The organism is Glycomyces sp. TRM65418, from assembly GCF_019710475.1.
Taxonomy (GTDB): Bacteria; Actinomycetota; Actinomycetes; order Mycobacteriales; family Micromonosporaceae; genus Glycomyces.
This window is the reverse complement of the sequence record NZ_JAJFAX010000001.1, coordinates 1006736-1028206: the sequence shown is the minus strand read 5'-3', so window position 1 is coordinate 1028206 and position 21471 is coordinate 1006736. Positions and strand designations below refer to the sequence as shown.

Below are 21471 nucleotides of genomic sequence, written 5' to 3'. Positions count from 1 at the left end.
CCTCACGTTGAGGCGGTTAAGGCTCGATATAGATGCTAACTGGATAAAAACCTTTTGTGGCATCAATTCACTCATACGTGTCATAAACGCGTATAGAGCTCGTCAATCGCGTCGAAGCGCTCGACCGCCGTCTGGTAGGCCGTCGGCCCGGTGGCCCCGCCGCGGCTGAACGGGAACTCGAGCTGGTAGGCGGCGAACAGCATGAGCGCCACCATGCCGGAGATGAGCCCCACGAGCACGAACTGGTACTTCCGGGTCGGCGTGCCGAGCGTGAGCATGACCGCGAACACCAGGAGCGCCCCCGGCACCAGCACCGTCCACATGACCGGGCCCAGCCCCCGCTGCGCCTGGAACAGCCGGTCGGTGCGGTATTCCGACACCGCCAGGATCCCGTCGCGCGTGGTGTCAAGCCGCGCCTGGACCGCGTCCTCGTCGGCCTGCACGGCCGCGATCGGCGCCCGGATCGCGTCCAGCAGCAGCAGGCCCTCCGACGAGACCGGATCCTGCTCTCGCATCGCGGGCCACTCCTCCTCGATGACCTCGTTCGTGTAAGCCCGCACCGCCGCCCGCACCTCGTCCCGCTGCGCGGGCTCGAAGGCCGCGGCCGACCAGTAGACGTCGACCAGCTCGTTCGCCTCCTTGAAGGTCACGTGGCCCGCTTCGTTCTTGTTCTCCCACGCCGTGATGAGCACGAACGCCAGCACGATCGCGTACAGGACCGTGAGCAGCTCGAACAGCGTCGTGCCGAGTTCATTGTTGTGTCCTCGCGCCGTCGGCGGCGCGAACTTCTGCAGCAGCGCCACCACCACGCTGGCCCCAGCGACCACCACGAGTGCGAACAGCAATCCTTGCCACCAAATGGCCATTGAACTCACCAAACCCCATAAAGCAGAATATTCAGTGTGAATCATAGTGATCAATCAGAAACGGGTACGGAGGCCTCATGAGGCGTCTCATCGCCCTGGTCATCGCGGCCGTGACGCTCACCGTGCTGCCCGCGCTCGCCCTGGCCTTCGACGGCGGGGGCGACGAGCCGGTGTCACAGGCGGAGGCCGAGCGGGGCCCCGCCCGCCCGGGCTACCCGGACTATCCCGACTACCCGACATATCCGGGCTATCCCGATCCCCCGGAACCGCCCCGTCCGCCGAACCCGCCCGAGCCCCCCGAACCGCCGGAGCCGCCGCGTCCACCGAACCCTCCGGAACCGCCCCGTCCGCCGGAACCGCCGAGCCCGCCCGCGCCTCCGAGCCCTCCTGCCCCGCCGAGCCCCGAACCGCCGGCGCCGCCCGCGCCTGAGCCGCCCGCACCCGAGCCGCCCGCACCCGCGCCCGAGCCGCCCGCACCCGCGCCCGAGCCCGAGCCCGAGCCCTGGGAATCCGAGAGCCCCGCGCCGCCCGCTCCGGCACCCCCTGCCCCGCCGCCGGCCTCGCGCGCGGCGGAGGAGCCGGAACCGAGCGAGGCCCCCGATCCGCCGCGGGACCCCGGGCCGCTGCCCGAGGCCCTCGCGGTGGAGGAGGCCGCCGCCCCTCCCGCGCAGGAAGCGGACGACGACGAACCGACTAAGCGCCGCATGATGGCCGCGATATTCGCGTTCGGCATGGCCACGTCCGCCGGCGCGGCGTTCTCAGGTCGCGCCGCGAGATAGGTCCGCCACGACGGCGGCCGCAGGGCCCGGCTCAGCGCCGAGTCCTCGGCCGCCGCCGTCTCGCCCGCGGCGTCGGCCTCGCGCGCGACGGCTTCGGGCTGCCCGGCCCCGGATCCGCCGACCTCGGGTCCAACGGCCTCGGACCCGCCGGTCTCCAGGAACCGGCCGACGCCGTACGCGCTCGCCGATCCCGGCCCGACGTCCGCCAGTCGCCGCAGCGTCTCCTCGCGGTACCGGTCCGTGCCGTCCAGGTGCCAGTTCTGGATCGCCGCGATCCAGTTCTTGAGATCCTCCACATAGGCGCCCAGGGCCTCCTGGGCCGCCCGGTCGAGCCCGGACTCCTCGACCAGGCCCGGCAGCTCCGTCCGCTCCACCAGTTCGAACTGCTCCAGGCGGGCGTTCGCGAGTGCCGCGGCGACGGTCACCGCCTCGTCCCGCTCGACCCCGAGGTACTCCTCGATCACGACGACGCCGTTGACGAGCTGCCCCTCGTACTCGATCTCCTTGTGGTACGAGCAGACGTCGTTGAGCAGGCACACGTGGTCCATCGCCGCGGCCTCCATGGCCAGCAGCGGCCGGGACCTCCAGACCGCGTCGGGCACCCGCCGCCCCGCCCGCAGCCGCGCGAGCGACATCGTCAGGTCCGACCCGAACGCGTCGCGCCGCATCTCGACGTAGTCGACCGGGTCCGGCACCCGGTTCTGCCCCTCGGTGTGCAGCTCCCACAGCCAGCCCTCGAGCATGGCCTCCACAGCCGACTTGAACTCGCCCCGGGCCTGCTCGTCGAAGCCCGCGGCGGTGCGCCGCCACAGGTCGCCGAGCCCGCGCTCCAGCGGGTTCACGGGCGCGGGCGTCGCGCCGAGGTCCAGCGGCATGAACTCCAGGAGCCTGCGGTGCTGCGCGATCGCGGCGCTCAGGTCGCGGCCGCGCCCGAACGCCGCCGGGTAGAAGTCGTCTCCGTAGGTGCCCCACGCGAGCCAGTCCGCGGACGCTTCGAGCTCCTCCCGGGTGCCGTCGGGGTCGATCCCGGCCGAGCAGACGGCCAGGTCCATGCCGATGAACTGGCGCCGGTTCCACACCCCCGACCCCGGCAGCGCCGGGTCGGGCGCCAGGAACCCCATCCGCTCGGCCCAGTCGAGGCCGTGGCGCCGGGCGGCCTCGAGGTGCGGGTTGAGCTGGAGCGCGAACGGCCGGTGGAACGCCGGCAGGTCCACCGGCCCGACCTTCTTGAACGGCGTCCTGATGTGCTGCTTGAGGCCCGAGGCGGCGATGCGCGCCGCCGAGGTCCCGATGCCGTTGGGGCCGCCGAGGACCCGCTCGGCCGCGTCGTTCATGTAGCGGCTGGAGCGCATGTGCCACTCGTGGCCGCCGGCCTGCCAGTCCTGGAGCCCCTTGGCGTACAGCGCGATCGCGGTCTGCTCGGCCGGCGTGACGCCCTCGGCCGCGCACAGCACCGGGATCTCGGTGATCGCGGTGCTCTCGAACTGGTGCAGCCGGGAGGTGAGGATGTCGTTGACGAGCTCGGCCGCGCGCTGGGTCTCCATGCCGAAGAAGCGCTCGAAGACCAGGACGGCGTTGGCGTTCTCGCCCTCGTTGCGGACCTCCCGCTCGTAGGAGAACAGGTCGTTGCGCAGGTGGACGGCGTCCGAGAACGTGTCGCGCAGGACCTTCAGGGGCCGGGAGGCCGCGACCGCGTCGGGCACCTCGGCGCCGACGGCGTACTCGACCAGGCCCGCCGACCAGGGCGCGCCGCCGACCTTGCGGCGCATCTCGATGTACTCGATCGGGTTGGCGACCCGGTCGGACTTGATGTTCGCGAGCTCCCACAGCGACTCGAACAGCAGGTTGACCGTGCTCTCGAGGAAGCGTTTGCGCCACCCCATCGACATGGACGGCGCGGTGCGCCGCCACAGGTCCACGAGCCCCAGCTCGACGGGGTTCTCCGGTTCGGGCGTCTCGCCGAGGCCGAGCGGCATGAACAGCGGGATGCGGTCGAGGTACGCCTTGGCGCCCTTGGTGTCCCGGGTGCGCTTGAACGCGTCGAGGAAGTGGTCGTCGAAGAAGAACACCCACACGTACCAGTCGGTGACGAGGTCGAGCGCGGGCGCGTCGCAGTCGGGGTGCGTGTAGGCGCACAGCAGGCCGTAGTCGTGGCGGTCGAGCTCGGCCTCGTCCCAGATGACGCCGCCGCTCGCCGACGGGGCGTCCAGCATCCCCATCTCCTTCGCCCAGACGCGGGCGTGGACGCGCGCCCCCTCGACGTGCGGATTGAGTCGGGCCGGATACGGCAGATAGAACACGGGCAACTCGAACGGATGATTCTCTGACATAGCGCTCCCTAGCATCGAAACCAGCTGATTTCGGTGCCGTTCACTGTAGAGCCCTCCCGGTCGGACGGCTACCCCCAGTCCGGTCGCGTGCACGAGCTGTCCAGTCGCAGCGGCCGAAGCGTGCGGACTACTTAGCACACGCGAAACATTCACCGCTCGATCGCGTAACAGCCCCGGGCGAACCTAGAGGCCAGTCGCGGACTGACAGCGTCGTCGCCACGACAGCGCGCGGCAGGCGGGAGCACCGGTTCCCGGCCCGCCGCCGCTATCGCCGTCAGTCCAGCACCGGGAGGTCCAGCGCGTGAAGGTCGCCATCGTCGGTTACGGCATGGCCGGGGCCCGCATCGCCCGCGAACTCGGGCGCCGCGGCGTCGAGGTCACCGTGTTCGGAGCGGAGTCCGAGGCCGCCTACAACCGCATCCTGCTCTCGAGCATGATCGCCGGCAAGCAGTCCGAGACCGAGATCGCCCTGCCGGTCCCGCCCGAGCACGTCGAACTGCGCCTCGGCGAGGCCGTCGAGCACGTCGATCTCGAAGCGAAGACCGTGAACGGGGTCGCCTTCGACAAGCTCGTCCTCGCGACCGGCGCCGAAGCGTTCGTCCCGCCGATCCCCGGCCTGGCGCCGCTGCCCACCGGCGCGTACGTCCTGCGCACCATCGACGACGCCCGGAACATCCTCACCGAGGCCGCCAACCGCGCCAGCGCGATCGTGCTCGGCGGGGGCCTGCTCGGCCTCGAGGCCGCCCGCGGCCTCGCCAAGCGCGGCATGGACGTCACGGTGGTGCACGCCGCCGGGCACCTCATGGACCGCCAGCTCGACCCCTTGGGCGCGAAGGTCCTCGCCGACGCGTACGCCGAGGTCGGCGTCGAGTCCATTGTGGATGCACAGACCACGCGCGTCATCCACGGCGACGACGGCCTGACCCTCGTGCTGGCCGACGGCCGCACCGTATCCGGGCAGCTCATGGTCGTCTCCTGCGGCATCCGCCCCAACGCGGACCTGGCCCGCGCCATGGGGATCGACTGCGGCAAGGCCGTGATCATCGACGACCAGTGCCGCACCTCCCACCCGGACGTGTTCGCCGTGGGCGACTGCGCCGAGCACCGCGGCGTCCCCTACGGCCTGGTCGGCCCCGCCTGGGAGCAGGCCGACGTGGTCGTCGACCTCCTCTCCGGCGTGAACCCGGACGCGGCCTACGAGGGCTCGCGCCTGGTGACCCGCCTCAAGGCCTCCGGCATCGACCTGGCCGCGATGGGCGAGGTCGAAGGGGACGAGGTCGTCTCCTTCGCCGATCCCGCCCGCGGCACCTACGCCCGCCTGGTCATCGACGCCGAGGGCCGCCTCGCGGGCGCGGTCATGCTCGGCGACAACCCCATGGTCGGCCAGGTGGTCCAGCTGTTCGACACCGGCGACCCGGTGCCGCACGACCGCCGCACCCTCCTGATGGGCCGCCCCGGCGAATCCGTGTCGGTGGCCCCCGATACCCCGGCGTCCATGCCCGACGAGGTCGTGGTCTGCCGCTGCAACAACGTCACGAAGAAGGAGCTCGGCTCCGCGTTCCTCAACGGGGCGCGGACGCCTGAGGCCCTGTCGGAGGCGACGCAGGCCTCGACCGGCTGCGGCACGTGTGCCGAGGACGTCGCTGGACTCTGCAAATGGTTGAACAGCACTGTCGCTGGCATCGGCCGGGCCGCCGAGAAGATGGGCACTGCGCAATTGAATGAGGTGTCAGCGCGATGAGCAAGCGTTTGGTAGTCATCGGCGACGGCATGGTCGGCCGCCGGTTCCTGGAGGCGGTCACCCAGCGCGACCCGTCCTGGGACGTCACGGTCCTGTGCGAGGAGCCGCGCCCGGCCTACGACCGGGTGCGCCTGTCGGCGTTCTTCGACGGGGTGAGCGCCGAGGAGCTCTCGCTCGCCTCGGACCTGCCCGGTGTGGAGGTCCGGCTCGGCGAGCCCGCGGTCGCCGTCGACCGCGACGCGAAGGCGGTGCGCTCCGAGTCCGGCGAGTACCCCTACGACAAGCTCGTGTTCGCCACCGGCTCGTACGCGTTCGTGCCGCCGATGGAGGGCGCGGACCTCGACGGCGTGTTCGTCTACCGCACCATCGAGGACCTCGAGTCGATCAAGGCCCACGCCGAGGGACGCCGCCACGGCGTCGTCATCGGCGGCGGCCTGCTCGGCCTCGAAGCGGCGAACGCGCTGAAGCTCCTCGGCCTGGAGACCCAGATCGTCGAGTTCGCGCCGTGGCTCATGGCCCGCCAGCTCGACGAGGCCGGCGGCGGCATCCTCAAGCAGCACATCGAGAAACTCGGCATCAAGGTCGACTGCGGCACCGGCGGCTCCAGGATCGAGGCGGTCGACGGCCGCCTGCGCATGGAGACCAACCGCGACGGCGTCGCCTTCGACACCGACCTGATCGTCTTCGCGGCGGGCGTGCGCCCCCGCGACCAGCTCGCCCGCGACTGCGGCATCGAGGTCGGCGAACGCGGCGGCATCCTCACCGACCTGTCCTGCCAGACCTCCGACCCCGACGTGTACGCCATCGGCGAGGTCGCCGCGATGGAGGGCATGTGCTACGGGCTCGTCGCCCCCGGCTACTCGATGGCCGAGGTCGTCGCCGACCGGCTCGCCGGCGGCGAGGCCACCTTCCCGGGCGCGGACATGTCGACCAAGCTCAAGCTCCTCGGCGTCGACGTCGCCCAGTTCGGCGCGTTCGACGGGCCGCTCGCCACCACCTACCTGGACCCGGTGAACGGCACCTACGCCAAGCTCGTCCTCTCCGACGACGCCACGACCCTCCTCGGCGGGATGCTCGTCGGCAACGCCGAGCCCTACCCGCTGCTGCGCGCCAGCGTCGGCGGGAAGGTCCCCGGCGCGCTCGCCGACCTGCTCTCGGGCGGCGAAGTGGACGCGGCGCTGCCCGAGGGCGCGCAGGTGTGCTCGTGCAACGCCGTCACCAAGGGCGAGATCATGGGCGCCATCCACGAGGGCTGCCACGACGTCGCCGAACTCAAGGCCTGCACCAAGGCCGGCACCTCGTGCGGCTCGTGCATCCCGATGCTCAAGCAGCTCCTCACCGAGGGCGGCGTCGAGGTCTCCAAGGCCGTGTGCGAGCACTTCGCCCAGTCCCGGGCCGAGCTGTTCGACATCGTCAAGGTCACCGGCATCACGACGTTCTCCGAGCTCATCGCCCGCTACGGCGCCGGCGTCGGCTGCGACCTGTGCAAGCCCACCGTCGCCTCGATCCTCGCGAGCCTCTCGAACGGGCACATCCTCGAAGGCGAGCAGGCCGCCCTCCAGGACACCAACGACCACTTCCTGGCGAACCTGCAGCGCAACGGCACCTACTCGGTGGTCCCGCGCATCCCCGGCGGCGAGATCACCCCGGAGAAGCTCATCGTCATCGGCGAGGTCGCCAAGGAGTTCGATCTCTACACCAAGATCACCGGCGGCCAGCGCATCGACATGTTCGGCGCCCGCGTGGAGGACCTGCCGAAGATCTGGCGCAAGCTCGTGGACGCCGGCTTCGAGTCCGGGCACGCCTACGGCAAGGCCCTGCGTACCGTGAAGTCCTGCGTCGGCACCGACTGGTGCCGCTACGGCGTCCAGGACTCGGTGAAGATGGCCATCGACCTGGAACTGCGCTACCGGGGCCTGCGCAGCCCCCACAAGCTCAAGTCCGCCGTCTCCGGCTGCGCGCGCGAATGCGCCGAGGCCCGCGGCAAGGACTTCGGCGTCATCGCCACCGAGCACGGCTGGAACCTGTACGTCGGCGGCAACGGCGGTTTCACGCCGCGCCACGCCGACCTGCTCCTGTCCGACGTGGACACCGAGACGCTGGTGCGCACGATCGACCGGTTCCTCATGTTCTACATCTCCACCGCCGACCGGCTCCAGCGCACCTCCAAGTGGGTCGAGGGCCTCGAAGGCGGCATCGACTACCTCCGCGAGGTCATCGTGGACGACCGGCTCGGCATCTGCGCCGAACTCGACGCCCTCATGGAGAAGCACGTCGAGAACTACGCCGACGAGTGGAAGGGCGTCATCGACGACCCCGAGAAGCTCCAGCGCTTCGTGTCCTTCGTGAACGCGCCGGAGACCCCCGACCCGTCGATCGAGTTCGAGACCGTCCGCGGCCAGAAGTTCCCGGCCGGGACGACCGCCCGCTCGCACGCCGCGCCGGTCGCCCTCGGCATTCCCGTCACGCTCCGTTCAGAAGGGAAGTAGCGATGACCGAGCCTCGTTTCGAATCCATCTGCGACTTCGACCTGCTCATCCCAGGCCGCGGCGCCGCGGCCCTGCTCGGGGACGGCACCCAGGTCGCCGTCTTCCGCCTCCACGACGACAGCCTGTACGCCGTGTCCAACCGCGACCCGTTCATGCGCGCCAACGTCATCAGCCGCGGCATCGTCGGCGACCGCGGCGGCGAGCCGGTCGTCACCAGCCCGCTGCTCAAGCAGGCGTTCTCCCTGAAGAGCGGCGTCTGCCTCGACGACGAGACCGTGGCGCTGGAGGTCTTCGCCGTCGAGGTCGTCGACGGCGCGGTCCGCGTCGGCGCGGTCTCGGAAGTGAAAGCGGGCGCCTGATGGCCGGCGCCGGGGCCCCCATCCGCGAGTCCGAAGCCCGGTCGGCGCTCGCCCCGCTGACCGGCTACACCGTGGCCGTCACCGCGCAGCGGCGCGCCGACGAGCTGGCGACCCTCCTGGAGCGCCGCGGCGCCCGCACGGTGGTCGCCCCGACGCTGCGCATCGTCCCGCTGCCGGACGACGAGGCGCTGCGCGCGGCCACCGTGGAGCTCATCCGCGAGGCCCCCGACCTCGTGGTGGCGACCACCGGCATCGGCTTCCGCGGCTGGCTCGAAGCCGCCGAGGGCTGGGGCATGGGCGAGGACCTCCTGCGGGTGATGGGCCGCGCGAAGATCCTGTGCCGCGGGCCCAAGGCCCTCGGCGCGGTGCGCGCGGCCGGGCTCACGGAGGAGTGGACCGCGCCCAGCGAGACCGGCGACGAAGTCGTCGAGCACCTGCGCGACCGCGGCGTCTCCGGCCAGCGGGTCGCGATCCAGCTCCACGGCGACCCGGCCGAGGACTTCATCCGCACCGTCCGCGCCGGCGGCGGCGCGGCCGTGCCCGTCCCGGTCTACCGCTGGACCCTGCCCACCGACATCACGCCCGTCCAGCGGCTCGTGGACGCGATCTGCGCCCGCCGGATCGACGCGGTCACCTTCACTTCGGCCCCGGCCGCGAACGCGCTGCTGCGCATCGCGGGCGACCAGGCCGCCGACATGCTGGAGGCGTTCCGGGCCTCGGCGGAGGACAACGGCGTCCTCCCCGTCTCGGTCGGCCCCGTCACCGCCGCGCCGCTGACGCGGCTCGGCGTCGAGTCGGTCCAGCCGCAGCGGGCGCGGCTCGGCGCGCTGGTGCGCACCGTGGCCTCGGCGCTGCCGCGGCGCTCGCGGAAGCTCCGGCTCGCCACGGGCCACCGGATCGAACTGCGCGGGCACATGGTCCTGCTCGACGACGAGCCGTTCCAGCTGCCGCCCGCGCCGATGGCCGTCATAAGAGCCCTGGCCACCGCGAACGGCAAGGTCCTCTCGCGCACCGAGCTGCTGGGCCACCTGCCGCGCGGCGCGGACGGGCACGCCGTGGAGATGGCCGTGACGCGTCTGCGCGACGCCGTCCAGCTCCGGTCCTGCGTGGAGACCGTCATCAAGCGCGGCTACCGCTTGAACCTCGAGGTCTGAAGCCCGCCCCGCTCGATCGCCGGCATCGGCGCCCGCCCGCGGTCGAGCGCCGCTCGCGTCGCCCCGCCGGTCCCGGCGGGGCGTTCGCCGTCTCCCGGAGTCCCGCTTCGACATCCGCGCGGTGGCGGTCCTGCGGCTTCCGGCCATTGAGGATACGTGGCGCGAGGCGCCGGGGACTCCGTACGATGAGGGGTCTGAGACCGTTTCGCCCGACCAGATCCAACAGTGAGAATCGGAGGCCGCCCATGACCTATCCGCCGGCGCCGCAGTACCCGCAACAGCCGCCACCGTCGCAGGGGCCGAAGACCCGGCCCGGCGTCGTCACCGCCGCGGTGTGGACCCAGTTCGCCACGGCGGCGCTGCTGATCCTCACCGGCCTCGGCATGTTCTCGGTGCAGTCGGCGGTCAGCGACGCGGTGTTGACCGAGCTGCAGCGGGACCCGAACTACGACACCTCGGGCCTCACCGAGTCGGACATCTCGAACGCGGTGACGGTCGGCTTCGTGTTCGTGGCCGTGGCGTTCGTGGTCTTCGCGGCCTTCTACATCGTGCTCGGACTGCTGAACAACAAGGCCAAGCGGCCCGCCCGCATCCTCAGCTGGATCCTCTCGGGCATCGCGCTGGTCTGCTGCGGACCGTACACGCTGCTGTCCCAGATCGGGACGGCCATGAGCGTCAACTCCGGCGACCCCTACCAGGACGAGATGGCGCAGTCCCTTCTGGACGCGACTCCCGGCTGGCTCAACGCCCTGTCGTGGGCGGTGGCGGTCGCGCTGACGCTCGGCTCCCTGCTCATCATCATCCTGTTGGCGGTCCCGGCCTCGAACGAGTTCTTCCGCAAGGAGGAGACCGCCATGGGCCCGTACACCGGCCAGCCGCCGTACGGCCAGCCGCCCTACGGGCAGCAGCCGGGCCAACCGGGCCAGGCTCCGCCCGGCGAGCAGCCGCCGGGCTCCGAGCCGCCCGGCCCGCAGCCGCCCCAGCAGTAGCGACAGCGCGGCGGCCCCGCCGGAGGGCGGGGCCGCCGCGCTGCATCGTCCGCGTCACGAAGCCGCTGAGTCCTCCGGCTCCTCCGGCCGCTCCGGCACGGTGAACCGGCGCTCCCGGTCGTGCCAGGCCCCCAGCACGGCCCCCTCCTTCTCGCGGGACAGCCCGGAGTCCAGCTTCGGCGCGTCGGCCTTCGCGCGCCACCAGCGCTCGATCGTGTCGCCCAGCGGTGAGAGCCGCAGTCCGGCCTCGACCGCCGGGTCCGAGGGGCGGCTCTGGAAGCCGTCGTAGTCGGGCGAGGGCACCCACATGCCGAGCGAGTCGGGCCCGGCCCAGGGGTTGACGCCCTGCTCCGCCAGGAACTCCTGCGGCACCCAGGTCAGCGTCGGCCGCTCCGCGATGACGCCCATGTCCAGGAGCGCTTCGGCGATCCCGTCCAGGAACGCGCCCATCCCGACCGGCGGGCCGATCGCGTCGAGCGTCCCGGTCAGGGCGGCGCCGCCGTCGGGACCGGTGCCGTCGGCATCGGTGCCGGCCAGACCGGCGGCGTCGAGCAGCCAGGCCGCATAGTCCTCGACGTCGATCCACTGGACCGGTCGCTCAGGGTCGCCGGGCGCGAGCACCTCGCCGCCTTCGGCGAAGCGCAGCGGCCAGTAGCCGATGCGGTCGTTCGGGTCCCGGGGGCCGATGATGAGGCCGGGCCGGGTGATGAGCGCCCGGTCGCCCAGCCGCTCACGCACGAGCTGCTCGCAGGCGACCTTGCTGGCGCCGTAGCGCTCGACGGCCGGGTCGGCGGAGTCGGCCGCGGTCGGCTCCAGCAGTGTGTCCGACACCGCGCCGAACTCGGCGTAGACGGAGATCGTGGACACGAACGACCAGTGGCCGACGTGGTCGGCGAGGAGGTCGAGGACCGGGCCGACCTGCGCGGGAATGCGCGCGACGTCGAACACGGCGTCGAAGTCCCCGCCCCGCAGGGCGTCGAATCCCTCGCCGGTGGTCCGGTCGATGCGGACGAACTCGACCCCCGGCGGGGGTGCGCCGCTGCTGCCGCGGGCGGCGACGGTGACGCGGTGGCCGCGTTCGACGGCCAGGCGCGCGATGGTCTGTGACAGGTAGACGGTCCCGCCGAGGACGAGGACCCGGTTCGCTCCGGTGCTCATCCCGTCAGGATGGACCCCCGCGGGGCGGCGGGCAACCGCTGTTCGCCTGGAGCGGATCGCGCGAGGGCGATGCGGATGTCGCACCCGCGCAATATGGTGGAAGGAGGAGCCGAAGGCGGCGACCGAGGGGACGTGGAGGCCGCGATGACCGACGACAGTGCCGGCCTCTACAGCGGCGCGGACGACGACGGCGCCGATTTCGACGACGCCTTCTTCTCGTCGCTCGAAGCCGGACCCGACGAGGACCCCTCCGAAGCGGTCGCCGAGGACCTCGTCCCGGACGAGGCGCTCGATCTCGACGTCGGCGACGGCGTCGACGAGATCTTCTACGAGGCCGAGAGCGACGGCAGCTTCGAGACCGAGGCGGCCGACGTCGACGCCGACGACTTCCCGTTCGACCTCGGCGGCGAGGGCTGACCGAACCGGCCGGCCGCCGGTTCCCTCGAGGGCGGTCCTCGGGCGGGCGTCGGCATCCGTCCCATCGTCGGCGCGGTTCCTTGGGCGTGCACCGAGCCCGGGACCGCGTCGGTCGGCGTGAGAGGCCGCGACGCGCCGGTCCGATCGCGTTCCGGTCGGGGCGGCATTCGCGGCCCCGCCCGTTGGTTAGGCTCTCGTTGTGACTGACGACAATCCCCGAGCCGCTTACGCCCGTCTGCCCAGCGACGAAGCCGAAGCGGTGACGATGCAGGCCGAGTTGGCCGGGTGCGTGGTCGTCGCCGACGACGACAGTCCTGTCTCGACCGTCGCCGGGCTCGACATCGCCTACGACAAGGACGGCGAAACCGCCGTCGCCACCGCCGTGGTCCTGCGCCGCGACGACCTGACGGTGCTCGACCAGGCCGTCGTCCACGGCGTCTCCGACTTCCCGTACGTTCCCGGCCTCCTCGCCTTCCGCGAGCTTCCCCTGCTGCTCCAGGCGATCGAGGCGCTCACGGTGACCCCCGACCTCTACGTCTGCGACGGTTACGGCCTCACCCACCCGCGCCGCTTCGGCCTGGCCTGCCACCTCGGCGTCGTCCTCGACGCGCCCGCGATCGGCGTCGCGAAGAACCCGCCGCACCTCCCCGTGGACGCGCCCGGCCCGATCCGCGGCGAGTGGACCCCGATCACCGCCAGCGGCGAGACCGTCGGCTGCGCCGTGCGCACCCAGGACGAGGTGAAGCCCGTCTACGTCTCGGTCGGCCACCGCTGCACCCTCGCGACGGCCCGCGATCTCGTGCTCGAGCTCGCCCCGCGCTACCGGCTCCCCGAACCGATCCGCGCCGCCGACCGACTCGGCCGCAAGCGCCTCGCCGCGGCCGGGTAGCCGCGCGGTCCGGGTCGTTCGGGAAGCGCCGCGAGGTAGGGCCGTCCCTACCTCCGGCAGTGGCGCTCACAGGATGGCTTCCGCTGCCGCGCAGCCCTACCGTCTTCCCCATGGAAAAGCCTGAAACCGTCAAACACGCCGCGCTCCTGTGGACCACCGCCATCGCGGCCGGCATGATCGAGACCGTGCTCGCCGTCAGCGCGATCGCGCGGGACTCGGGGCTCGACGCCGGTGTCTGGATGAACGTCGGCGTGCGCTCGGTGATCTACATCGGAGCGCTCGTGCTCGTGGCGAACTTCGCCGGCGGGCGCCGCTGGGCCCGCGGCTCGCTCACCGTGCTGCTCTCGGTCGTCGGCCTCGCCGCGATGGTCGTGCCCGCGGCGATGCAGCTGCGCGACGGGGCGTCGCTCGTGTCCGCCGTCGGCGGCGACGGCGACTTCGCGATCGCGTTCTTCGTGGTCCGCCTCGTCCACATCGCCGCCGTCCTCCTCGCCACCGGCCTGATGTTCAGCCCCAGCGCCAACCGCTTCTTCCGCAAGCCCGAACTCGTGACCGCCTGAGCCGCGAGGCCCCTCGAACCGTTTGAGCACGGCGGCCCCGAAGCGCTTCACGCACGGGGAGCGCCGTGCGCCCCCGCCTCGACCTGAACGACGCAGCGCCCCGACCTGACGGCCGGGGCGCTGCTCGCGTCGTTCGGTTCATCCGCCGTTGTACCGCTCGCGGAGGAACGCCGCCTCGCCCGGCGGCAGCCCGGGTGTTTCGAGGATCCCCGGGATGAGCTCGGACTCGCCCATGGCGGCCCGGAAGAACAGCGCGACCGTCACCTCGTGGTCGGGTCGGTGGACCACCTCCAGCGCGGCCCCCGCCTCGACATGGCCCGGCTCGACCACCCGCATGTACGGGCCCGGCCGCGCCTCCCGCGTGAACGTCTTCAGCCACCCGCGCTCGGCGATCCAGCCCCGGAACGTCGAGCACGGGATCCGCGCCCCGGTCACCTCGAGCACCAGCCCGCCCGGACCCGCCCACCGCTCGCCGATCCGCGCGCCGTTGACGTCGTACCCGGCGGTCGTCAGGTTCTCCCCGAACGCGCCCGGACCGAACTCGCGGCCCACCAACGCGCCGAAACGCCCGTAGTCCTCACTCGCGTAGACGTACACGGCCTGGTCCGTGCCGCCGTGGTGCTCCACGTCGCCGACCCGGTCACCCGCGAGGCCGACCGACCCGTCGCCCTTCGGCCCCGGAGCGGTCACCTGCACCGGCCCCTCGACCGGCCGCTTGTCGATGTACGTCTTCGGCGCGTCCTTCCAGGGATTGTCACGAGGCCTGCCCACGTTCACCGAGAGGATCTCCATCTGCCGGAGCCTAACGAGCCCGGCGTCGGGCCTCAACCCAGTTAGCGGTGTCGGGCCCTCCGGCTAGGCTTGCCACGTGGGGGTGAGCACTCGAAAGCTGTTCCGCGACGACGCGGTGGTCCTGCGCACCTTCAAACTCGGCGAAGCCGACGCGATCGTCTCGCTCCTCGGCCGACAGCGCGGCCGCTACCGGGCCATGGCCAAGGGACTGCGCCGCACCTCCTCCAAGTTCGGCGCACGGCTGGCGCCCTTCAGCCACGTCGACCTCCAGCTCATCGAGGGTCGCAGCGAGCTCCACACCGTCACCCAGGCCGTGGGCCTGCACCTCTCCGGCGGTGCGATCAGCTCCGACTGGGCCGCGTACACCGCCGCGTGCGTCATCGCCGAGGCCGCCGAGCGGCTCGTCCCCGAAGACCATCAGCCCGACCTCGACGTCTTCCAGCTCACGCTCGGCGCGTTCCGGGCGCTGGCCGAGACGGACCTGCCGCCGGTGCTCGTCATGGACTCCTACCTGCTGCGCGGCATGAAGTCCGCCGGGTGGGCGCCGTCGCTGAGCGAATGCGCGAGCTGCGGCAAGGCCGGCTCGCACCGGGCGTTCTCGGTCGCGGCGGGCGGCGCGGTCTGCGGCGACTGCCGCCCGGGCGGCGCGACGGTGCCCGCCCCGGCGTCGCTCGAACTCATGCGGGCCCTCGAAGCGGGCGACTGGTCGAACGCCACCGCCGCCGACCCCCGCCAGCGCACCGAGGCGGCCGGCCTGATCGCCGCTCACTTCCAGTGGCACTCGGAGCGTCCCTTGAAGACGCTGAAGTACGTGCCGCACCAGACCTGAGGCCGAGGCGAACCCGAGCGGATCACCGGTTCGCGGCCGCCCCTTCGCACGGGAGGTGCGCTCGACCGCCGCTCCGACCGGTCTACGATCGAGGCCCCGCCGACGACTTGTCCGCCTTGGAGGTCCAGTGAGCCGCACGTACGAGCCGCCCAAGCCGCACCCCTCGGGTGCGACCCCGCCCGCGCTGCCGCGCGAGCTCGTCCCGCGGCACGTGGCGCTCGTCATGGACGGCAACGGCCGCTGGGCCAAGGAACGCGGCCTCAAGCGCACCGAAGGCCACACCATGGGCGAGGCCTCGCTCTTCGACACCATCGAAGGCGCCATCGAGATGGGCATCGGCACCCTCTCGGCCTACGCGTTCTCGACCGAGAACTGGCGCCGCAGCCCCGACGAGGTCCGCTGGCTCATGGGTTTCAACCGCGACGTCATCCACCGCCGCCGCGACGAGCTCCACGCCATGGGCGTGCGCATCCGCTGGGCCGGTCGCCGCCCCCGACTGTGGAAGAGCGTCATCAAGGAACTCGAAGTGGCCGAGGAGATGTCGAAGCACAACGACAAGATCACGCTCCAGTTCTGCGTGAACTACGGCGGCCGCGCCGAGCTCGCCGACGCCGCCGCGGCCCTCGCCCGCGACGTGAAGGCCGGGAAGGTCAACCCCGAGCGCGTCACCGAGAAGACCTTCGCCCGCTACCTCTACAACCCCGACCTGCCGGACGTGGACCTGTTCCTGCGCCCGTCGGGGGAGCAGCGGACCTCGAACTTCCTGCCGTGGCAGTCGGCGTACGCCGAGATGGTGTACCTCGACGTCCTCTGGCCGGACTTCGACCGCCGCCACCTCTGGCACGCCTGCGAGGTCTACGCCAGCCGCGACCGCCGCTTCGGCGGAGCCGAGCCCAACCCGGTGGCGACCTGAGCTCGCAGCGCCGGCGGGCGTCGGCTCACGCCGTTCACCGGAACGGCGTGTACTCGCGCGCCCGCTCCTGGTTCGCGGTCAGCTTGTCGACCGCGACCTGAAGACTGTCGATCCGCTCCAGCAGCAGCGCCGTGTCGGCCGACACCTGGCCGTCCTCGTCGTCGAGCTTCTGCGCCTCCTCCATCGAGGCCAGCACCACGCCGATCATGATGTTCACGAGGATGAACGCGCCGAACAGGATGAACACGATGTAGTACGGCAGCGTCCACACGTTCTCGGCCATGCTGTCGCGGATGACGTTGCCCATGTCGTCGAACGCCACCAGCTGGAACAGGTTCAGCAGGGCCCTGCCCACCGTGCCGAAGTGCTGGGGGTCGGTAGCGCTGAACGCGATCCAGCCGATCATCGCCCACAGGTACATGACCAGCCCGGTCAACGCGAACACGCCCGCCGACTTCGGCAGCGCCTTCCCGGCCGCCACCAGGATCAACCGCAGCGACGGCATGTTCCGGAAGATCCGCACCACACGCGCCAGCCGCAGCATCCGCAGGATCGTCACGTTCTCCCGCACCCCCGGCAGGAACGAGGCCGCGACGATCGCGAAGTCGAAGATGTTCCACCCGTCGCGGAAGTACCGCCACGGCCGCCGCCCGAACGAGAGGATCCCCGCCACGACCTCGAACGTGAAGAACCCCAGGCACACGTGGTCGACCCAGAGGAGGAACTCCTCGGCCGACCGCACCGCGGCCGGGAACGTCATCGCGCCCAGCACCGCCCCGTTGAGGACGATCACCGACATGGACAGCATCTGGAACCGCCGGTGGGCCAAGAGGGCCCTGCAAGCGGCGGGGACGCGGCTCGGGTCGGTACCTAGGGTGGGAACACGCACCGCATCAGAGTAATGAGTCCTGGCACGCTCCCAGCTGCAGAGGTAAGGGATGCGCACGTCCGACACCGCGCGGTGAAGCCGCCGGAGGGCGGCGGAGCTGAGCGGGCGCCTGCTCGAACCATGCCGACCGCGCCGCCGCGTGCGCCGGGTGAGACGGAGAGGCGGACGTGCACGCACCGCGGTCCATGCCGCACAATGACAGCGTGAGCGCCGACCTCGCCAGCCCAGAGAGCTCTTCGGAGTCTCCGCCCCTCGCCGCGCCCCGGCGACGGCGCGGGCTCACCTCCATCGAGGCCCTCGCGCTCCTGCTCATCTTCGGCCTCACCGCCCGGCCCGGCCTCACCGAGATCTTCGCCGCCCCCGTCGCTCAGGCCTGGGCCGCCCGCTTCGTCGCCGTCTGCGTCCAGGCCTTCCCGTTCCTCGTCCTCGGCGTCGTCCTCTCCGCCGCGATCGCCGCGTTCGTCCCGGCCGGCTTCTTCCACAAGGTCGTCCCCAAGCGCACCGTCCTGGCCGTCCCCGCCGCCGGCGTCGCCGGGGCCGTCCTGCCCGCGTGCGAATGCGCGTCCGTGCCCGTCGCCGGGGCCCTCGTCCGCCGCGGCGTCGCCCCCGCCGCCGCCTTCACCTTCATGCTCGCCTCCCCGGCGATCAACCCGATCGTCGTCGTCTCGACCTTCGTGGCCTTCCCCGGCGACCCGGAGATGGTCGCCGCCCGCGTCACCGCCTCGCTCGCCGCCGCCATCTCGATCGGCTGGCTCTGGGCCCGCCTCGGCAAGACCGAATGGCTCAACCTCCCCAAGCACCGCCACCACGACGACGGCAGATGGGCCGCGTTCTGGGCCGCGATCCGGCACGACTTCCTCCACGCCGGCGGCTACCTCGTCATCGGCGCCGCCATCGCCGCGAGCCTCAACACGCTCGTCCCCGAGACCTGGCTCGCGCCGATCGCCGAGCACCCCGTCCTCGGGGTCCTCGCGCTGGCGGTCCTGGCGGTGCTGGTCTCGATCTGCTCCGAATCGGACGCGTTCGTGGCCGCCTCGCTGACGCAGTTCTCGCCCACCGCGAAGCTGGCGTTCATGGTCGTCGGGCCGTTCATCGACGTGAAACTCGCGGCCATGCAGGCCGGGACCTTCGGCCGCGGCTTCGCGGCCCGCTTCGCGCCGGCCGCGTTCTGCGCGGCCGTGGCGGCGAGCGTCCTGATGGGAGTGATCTGGCTGTGAGACGCGATGCGCAGGCGGTCATCCTGCTTCTCGTGGGCGGCGGCATGCTCCGCCTGGCCTGGACGGGGGAGTACCTCAACTACGTGAAGCCCTACGCGTTCTGGCTCATCGTCCCGGCCGGGATCATCCTCGTCGCGGTCGCCGCGATCACCGGCTGGAACGCCTGGCGCGACAAGCAGGAGGCGGTCGACGCCGACGGCTGCCACGACGGCCACGGCGAACCGAAGGTCGCGTGGCTCCTCCTCGCGCCCGTGATCGGGATGCTCTTGGTGGCTCCTGACGCGCTCGGCTCCTACGAGGCCGAGCGGACCGGCACCGTGCTGGGCGCTGAGGAGAACCGCTCGACCTACCCCGAACTCCCGGACGACGTGGACCCGGTGCCGCTGACCCTGCTCGACTACGCCGCGCGGGCGATCTTCGACGAGGGCGAGACGCTCGAAGGCCACCGGATCCAGCTGCGCGGGTTCATCCTCTACGACGGCGACGAGCCGCAGCTGGCGCGCATGGTCGTCTCGTGCTGCGCGGCCGACGCGCGGCCGGTGAAGATCGGCTTCGACGGCGAGATCCCGTCCGGCCTGGAACCCGACCAGTGGGTGGAGGTCATCGGCGAGTACTCGCCCCAGCAGGGCCGGGACGAGATCAACGGGGCGCTCGTGCCGTACATCGAGGTCGAGTCGATCACCGAGATCCCGAGCCCGGAGAACGAGTACCAGTAGGCCCCGGACCGTGCCGGGGTCGGCCGCCGCCGCCCCGGTGGAGCCGGTGCGCCGCCAAACGCGCGGGGATCGGCCGCCCGCGCCGATCCCGCCGAGCCGGCCGCCCGCTGCGGTCGGCTGCCGGCGTCGGCTCCGCGGAGCCGGTCGGCGCCTCCGGCCGCCGGGCACGTCGGACACTCACGGGAGCCGGCGGGCTGGGCCCCCGGTTTTCAACGGTGCCCGAGGGGTACGACAAGCCGGGCCCGGCGGCCTCGGGATTCCTCCGTTCGTGTGATTCGGCGCCGGGTCGGCGCAGAAGCCAGGTGATACCTGTCATCCGCTCGTGTCGCCGTGCCTCCGCGCGAACGGCATTTGCCCTGGTCATCTCCATGGCTTCGCTCCACGCCGCACATATTAGGTGTTGACAATGATTGTCATGACTGGGCAGAGTTCAATCATGCGCCGTTCCCGATTCATCCTCGTGCCCATCGCCGGACTCGCCGCGGCCGCCGCCCTCGCCGCCTGCGGCGGCGGCGACGACGCCGCCGACGGCGAGATCGACGTCGTCACCGCCTTCTACCCCCTGACCTTCGCCACCGAGCGGGTCGGCGGCGACCACGTCTCGGTCACCAACCTGACCCCGGCCGGCCAGGAACCCCACGACCTCGAACTCTCGCCCTCCGACATCGCGGCCATCGAAGAGGCCGAATACGTCGTCTACCTCAAGGGCTTCATCCCCGAACTCGACGCCGCCATCGAGGAGTACGCCGCCGACAAGTCCCTCGACGTGCTCACCGCCGTCGACACCCTCGGCTACGACTCCACCGAGGTCTTCGAAGACGGCCACGCCGAGGAAGCGCACACCGAGGAAGAGCACACGGACGAGCACTCCGAAGACGGCCACGACCACGCCGAAAACGAGCACAGCGAAGAAGCCACCGCCTCCGAAGACGCCTCCGCCGAAGCCGACCCCTCCGAGGACGAGCACAGCGAAGAGGGCCACGACCACGACGAGGAACTCGAAGGCACCGACCCCCACGTCTGGCTCGACCCGACCCGCTACGCCGCGATCGGCACCGCCATCGCCGACGGCCTCGCCGGACTCGACGACGCCAACGCCGACGACTACGAGGCCGCGGCGCAGGCCTTCGCCGACGACCTCACCGCCCTCGACGCCGAGATCGCCGACGGCCTCGCCGCCCGCGGCGGCGACGCCATCGTCACCTCCCACGCCGCCTTCGGCTACCTCGCCGACCGCTACGGCCTCGACCAGGTCGCCATCTCCGGCCTGAGCCCCGACCAGGAGCCCGACACCCAGCGCATGGCCGAGGTCGCCGAATACGTCGAGGCCAACGGCGTCACCACGATCTTCTTCGAGACCCTCGTCTCGCCCGACATCGCCGACACGCTCGCGGCCGAGACCGGGGCCCGGACCGCCGTCCTCAACCCGCTCGAAGGCCTCACCGACGAGCAGGTCGACGCCGGCGCCGACTACTTCACTGTGATGCGCGAGAACCTCGCCGAGTTGCAGACCGCCCTCGGTGCGGCGTAGGGCAGCATTAGACGAATGCCCGTCCTCAACGTCCGCGGCGCGACCGTCTCCTACGGCGGTCGCGCCGTCGTCCGCGGCGTGGACCTCGCCGTCGAATCCGGAGAGGCCGTGGCCCTCATGGGCGCCAACGGCTCCGGCAAGTCCACGCTGATCAAGGCCGTCGCCGGGCTCGTCCCGCTCGCGAACGGCGCCATCGAGCTCTTCGGCACCCCCCAGAAGCGCTTCCGCGCCTGGAAACGCATCGGCTACGTCCCGCAGCGCACCGGTGCCGCCTCCGGCGTCCCCTCCACGGCCGCCGAAGTCGTCTCCCAAGGCCGCCTCGCCCACCGCTTCCTCGGCATGCCCGCCGGCCGCGCCGACCGCGACGCCGTCGTCCGCAGCCTCGCCGAAGTCGGCCTCGCCGAGCACGCCCACTGCTCCGTCGACACCCTCTCCGGCGGCCAGCAGCAGCGCGTCCTCATCGCCCGCGCCCTCGCCACCGACCCCGAACTGCTCATCATGGACGAGCCCACCGTCGGCGTCGACGCCGAGACCCAGGCCGCCCTCGCGAAGGTCATCGCCGACCGCGTCGACGCCGGATGCGCCGTCCTCCTCGTCACCCACGAACTCGGGCCGCTCACCGACCGCCTCGACCGCGCCGTGGTCCTCGCCGACGGCGAAGTCGTCCACGACGGCGCCCCGCCGCGCCCCGTCGGCGAGCACGCCGACCCCGCCCACCAGCACGTCCACCCCCACCCCTCGCCCCACCCGCGCCCCAAACTCGACGGGGCCGCGCCCCGGATCTCCTTCGGCAACGCCGACGGCACCGACGACTTCTGGGGCGGCAAATGAGCACCGATCGCCGATCCGTCGA

At 71.8% G+C, this 21471-nt stretch carries 18 protein-coding genes and 1 pseudogene; 14 read left to right on the top strand and 5 right to left on the bottom strand.

The window, feature by feature from the left end; translation table 11 throughout:
* Positions 1-80: 80 nt before the first annotated feature.
* Both K3N28_RS04715 and K3N28_RS04710 read right to left on the bottom strand, forming a co-directional pair.
* The gene (locus tag K3N28_RS04715) at positions 81-866 is read right to left on the bottom strand and encodes a DUF4239 domain-containing protein (RefSeq protein ID WP_228091313.1); all 786 of its coding nucleotides are present in this window, start codon (positions 864-866) and stop codon (positions 81-83) included.
* Positions 867-1854: 988 nt separating this feature from the next.
* Positions 1855-3975: pseudogene (locus K3N28_RS04710) on the bottom strand (germacradienol/geosmin synthase); the annotation flags it as partial.
* A 301-nt stretch (positions 3976-4276) separates the two neighbouring features.
* Here K3N28_RS04710 and K3N28_RS04705 point away from each other — a divergent pair.
* The 5 genes from K3N28_RS04705 (at position 4277) to K3N28_RS04685 (ending at position 10707) form a co-directional block, all read left to right on the top strand.
* Positions 4277-5716 carry an FAD-dependent oxidoreductase gene (locus tag K3N28_RS04705; RefSeq protein ID WP_228091311.1) on the top strand — a complete coding sequence of 480 codons (1440 nt, stop codon included), beginning with the start codon at positions 4277-4279 and terminating at the stop codon, positions 5714-5716.
* Positions 5713-8205 carry a nitrite reductase large subunit NirB gene (gene nirB, locus K3N28_RS04700; RefSeq protein ID WP_228091310.1) on the top strand — a complete coding sequence of 831 codons (2493 nt, stop codon included), beginning with the start codon at positions 5713-5715 and terminating at the stop codon, positions 8203-8205. The genes K3N28_RS04705 and nirB overlap by 4 nt, the downstream gene beginning before the upstream one ends.
* Positions 8206-8207: 2 nt before the next feature.
* Complete coding sequence (gene nirD / locus K3N28_RS04695) at positions 8208-8564, top strand: nitrite reductase small subunit NirD (RefSeq protein WP_228091309.1); 357 nt, start codon at positions 8208-8210, stop codon at positions 8562-8564.
* The gene (locus K3N28_RS04690; protein ID WP_228091308.1) at positions 8564-9718 is read left to right on the top strand and encodes a uroporphyrinogen-III synthase; all 1155 of its coding nucleotides are present in this window, start codon (positions 8564-8566) and stop codon (positions 9716-9718) included. Before nirD ends, K3N28_RS04690 begins: the two co-directional genes overlap by 1 nt.
* A 245-nt stretch (positions 9719-9963) precedes the next feature.
* On the top strand, positions 9964-10707 hold the full coding sequence (locus K3N28_RS04685; protein ID WP_228091307.1) for a hypothetical protein: 744 nt from the start codon (positions 9964-9966) through the stop codon (positions 10705-10707).
* Positions 10708-10761: 54 nt separating this feature from the next.
* Here K3N28_RS04685 and K3N28_RS04680 read toward each other — a convergent pair whose 3' ends face one another.
* Positions 10762-11865, bottom strand: a complete 1104-nt coding sequence (locus K3N28_RS04680; RefSeq protein ID WP_228091306.1) for an NAD-dependent epimerase/dehydratase family protein — start codon at positions 11863-11865, stop codon at positions 10762-10764.
* Between the two features lie 144 nt (positions 11866-12009).
* On the opposite strand from K3N28_RS04680, the gene K3N28_RS04675 reads away from it, so the two are divergent.
* The 3 genes from K3N28_RS04675 to K3N28_RS04665 all read left to right on the top strand — a co-directional run bounded on the left by K3N28_RS04675 (position 12010) and on the right by K3N28_RS04665 (position 13731).
* Positions 12010-12282: a hypothetical protein gene (locus K3N28_RS04675; RefSeq protein ID WP_228091305.1), complete on the top strand. Its 273-nt coding sequence runs from the start codon at positions 12010-12012 to the stop codon at positions 12280-12282.
* A gap of 199 nt (positions 12283-12481) precedes the next feature.
* Positions 12482-13171 carry an endonuclease V gene (locus K3N28_RS04670; RefSeq protein WP_228091304.1) on the top strand — a complete coding sequence of 230 codons (690 nt, stop codon included), beginning with the start codon at positions 12482-12484 and terminating at the stop codon, positions 13169-13171.
* Between the two features lie 110 nt (positions 13172-13281).
* Entirely contained in the window at positions 13282-13731 is a 450-nt protein-coding gene (locus K3N28_RS04665) for a hypothetical protein (protein ID WP_228091303.1), read from the top strand.
* A 138-nt stretch (positions 13732-13869) separates the two neighbouring features.
* Here K3N28_RS04665 and K3N28_RS04660 read toward each other — a convergent pair whose 3' ends face one another.
* On the bottom strand, positions 13870-14523 hold the full coding sequence (locus tag K3N28_RS04660; RefSeq protein WP_228091302.1) for an MOSC domain-containing protein: 654 nt from the start codon (positions 14521-14523) through the stop codon (positions 13870-13872).
* Positions 14524-14605: 82 nt separating this feature from the next.
* On the opposite strand from K3N28_RS04660, the gene recO reads away from it, so the two are divergent.
* Positions 14606-15352: a DNA repair protein RecO gene (gene recO / locus K3N28_RS04655; RefSeq protein WP_228091301.1), complete on the top strand. Its 747-nt coding sequence runs from the start codon at positions 14606-14608 to the stop codon at positions 15350-15352.
* 127 nt (positions 15353-15479) lie between these two features.
* Entirely contained in the window at positions 15480-16265 is a 786-nt protein-coding gene (locus K3N28_RS04650; protein WP_228091300.1) for an isoprenyl transferase, read from the top strand.
* Positions 16266-16299: 34 nt separating this feature from the next.
* On the opposite strand, the gene K3N28_RS04645 is transcribed toward K3N28_RS04650, so the two are convergent.
* Positions 16300-17154, bottom strand: coding sequence for an ion transporter (locus K3N28_RS04645; protein ID WP_228091299.1), 855 nt, complete (start codon positions 17152-17154; stop codon positions 16300-16302).
* A gap of 185 nt (positions 17155-17339) precedes the next feature.
* On the opposite strand from K3N28_RS04645, the gene K3N28_RS04640 reads away from it, so the two are divergent.
* The 4 genes from K3N28_RS04640 (at position 17340) to K3N28_RS04625 (ending at position 21449) form a co-directional block, all read left to right on the top strand.
* Complete coding sequence (locus K3N28_RS04640) at positions 17340-18371, top strand: permease (protein WP_374209700.1); 1032 nt, start codon at positions 17340-17342, stop codon at positions 18369-18371.
* On the top strand, positions 18368-19087 hold the full coding sequence (locus tag K3N28_RS04635; RefSeq protein WP_228091297.1) for a TIGR03943 family protein: 720 nt from the start codon (positions 18368-18370) through the stop codon (positions 19085-19087). Before K3N28_RS04640 ends, K3N28_RS04635 begins: the two co-directional genes overlap by 4 nt.
* 436 nt (positions 19088-19523) lie before the next feature.
* Positions 19524-20618 (top strand): metal ABC transporter solute-binding protein, Zn/Mn family, encoded by a 1095-nt coding sequence (locus K3N28_RS04630; RefSeq protein WP_228091296.1) that lies wholly within the window; start codon positions 19524-19526, stop codon positions 20616-20618.
* Between the two features lie 15 nt (positions 20619-20633).
* A complete protein-coding gene (locus K3N28_RS04625; protein ID WP_228091295.1) occupies positions 20634-21449 on the top strand; it encodes a metal ABC transporter ATP-binding protein in 816 nt (271 codons plus the stop codon).
* The last annotated feature ends 22 nt before the right edge of the window (positions 21450-21471 follow it).

Bases quoted from the DNA above. Each gene is read 5' to 3' on its own strand.
- K3N28_RS04640 (WP_374209700.1), top strand. From the start codon at position 17,340: ATGCCGCACAATGACAGCGTGAGCGCCGACCTCGCCAGCCCAGAGAGC.
- K3N28_RS04680 (WP_228091306.1), bottom strand. From the start codon at position 11,865: ATGAGCACCGGAGCGAACCGGGTCCTCGTCCTCGGCGGGACCGTCTAC.
- K3N28_RS04665 (WP_228091303.1), top strand. From the start codon at position 13,282: ATGGAAAAGCCTGAAACCGTCAAACACGCCGCGCTCCTGTGGACCACC.
- K3N28_RS04660 (WP_228091302.1), bottom strand. From the start codon at position 14,523: ATGGAGATCCTCTCGGTGAACGTGGGCAGGCCTCGTGACAATCCCTGG.
- K3N28_RS04630 (WP_228091296.1), top strand. From the start codon at position 19,524: ATGCGCCGTTCCCGATTCATCCTCGTGCCCATCGCCGGACTCGCCGCG.
- K3N28_RS04675 (WP_228091305.1), top strand. From the start codon at position 12,010: ATGACCGACGACAGTGCCGGCCTCTACAGCGGCGCGGACGACGACGGC.
- nirD (WP_228091309.1), top strand. From the start codon at position 8,208: ATGACCGAGCCTCGTTTCGAATCCATCTGCGACTTCGACCTGCTCATC.
- K3N28_RS04625 (WP_228091295.1), top strand. From the start codon at position 20,634: ATGCCCGTCCTCAACGTCCGCGGCGCGACCGTCTCCTACGGCGGTCGC.
- nirB (WP_228091310.1), top strand. From the start codon at position 5,713: ATGAGCAAGCGTTTGGTAGTCATCGGCGACGGCATGGTCGGCCGCCGG.
- K3N28_RS04715 (WP_228091313.1), bottom strand. From the start codon at position 866: ATGGCCATTTGGTGGCAAGGATTGCTGTTCGCACTCGTGGTGGTCGCT.
- K3N28_RS04690 (WP_228091308.1), top strand. From the start codon at position 8,564: ATGGCCGGCGCCGGGGCCCCCATCCGCGAGTCCGAAGCCCGGTCGGCG.
- K3N28_RS04685 (WP_228091307.1), top strand. From the start codon at position 9,964: ATGACCTATCCGCCGGCGCCGCAGTACCCGCAACAGCCGCCACCGTCG.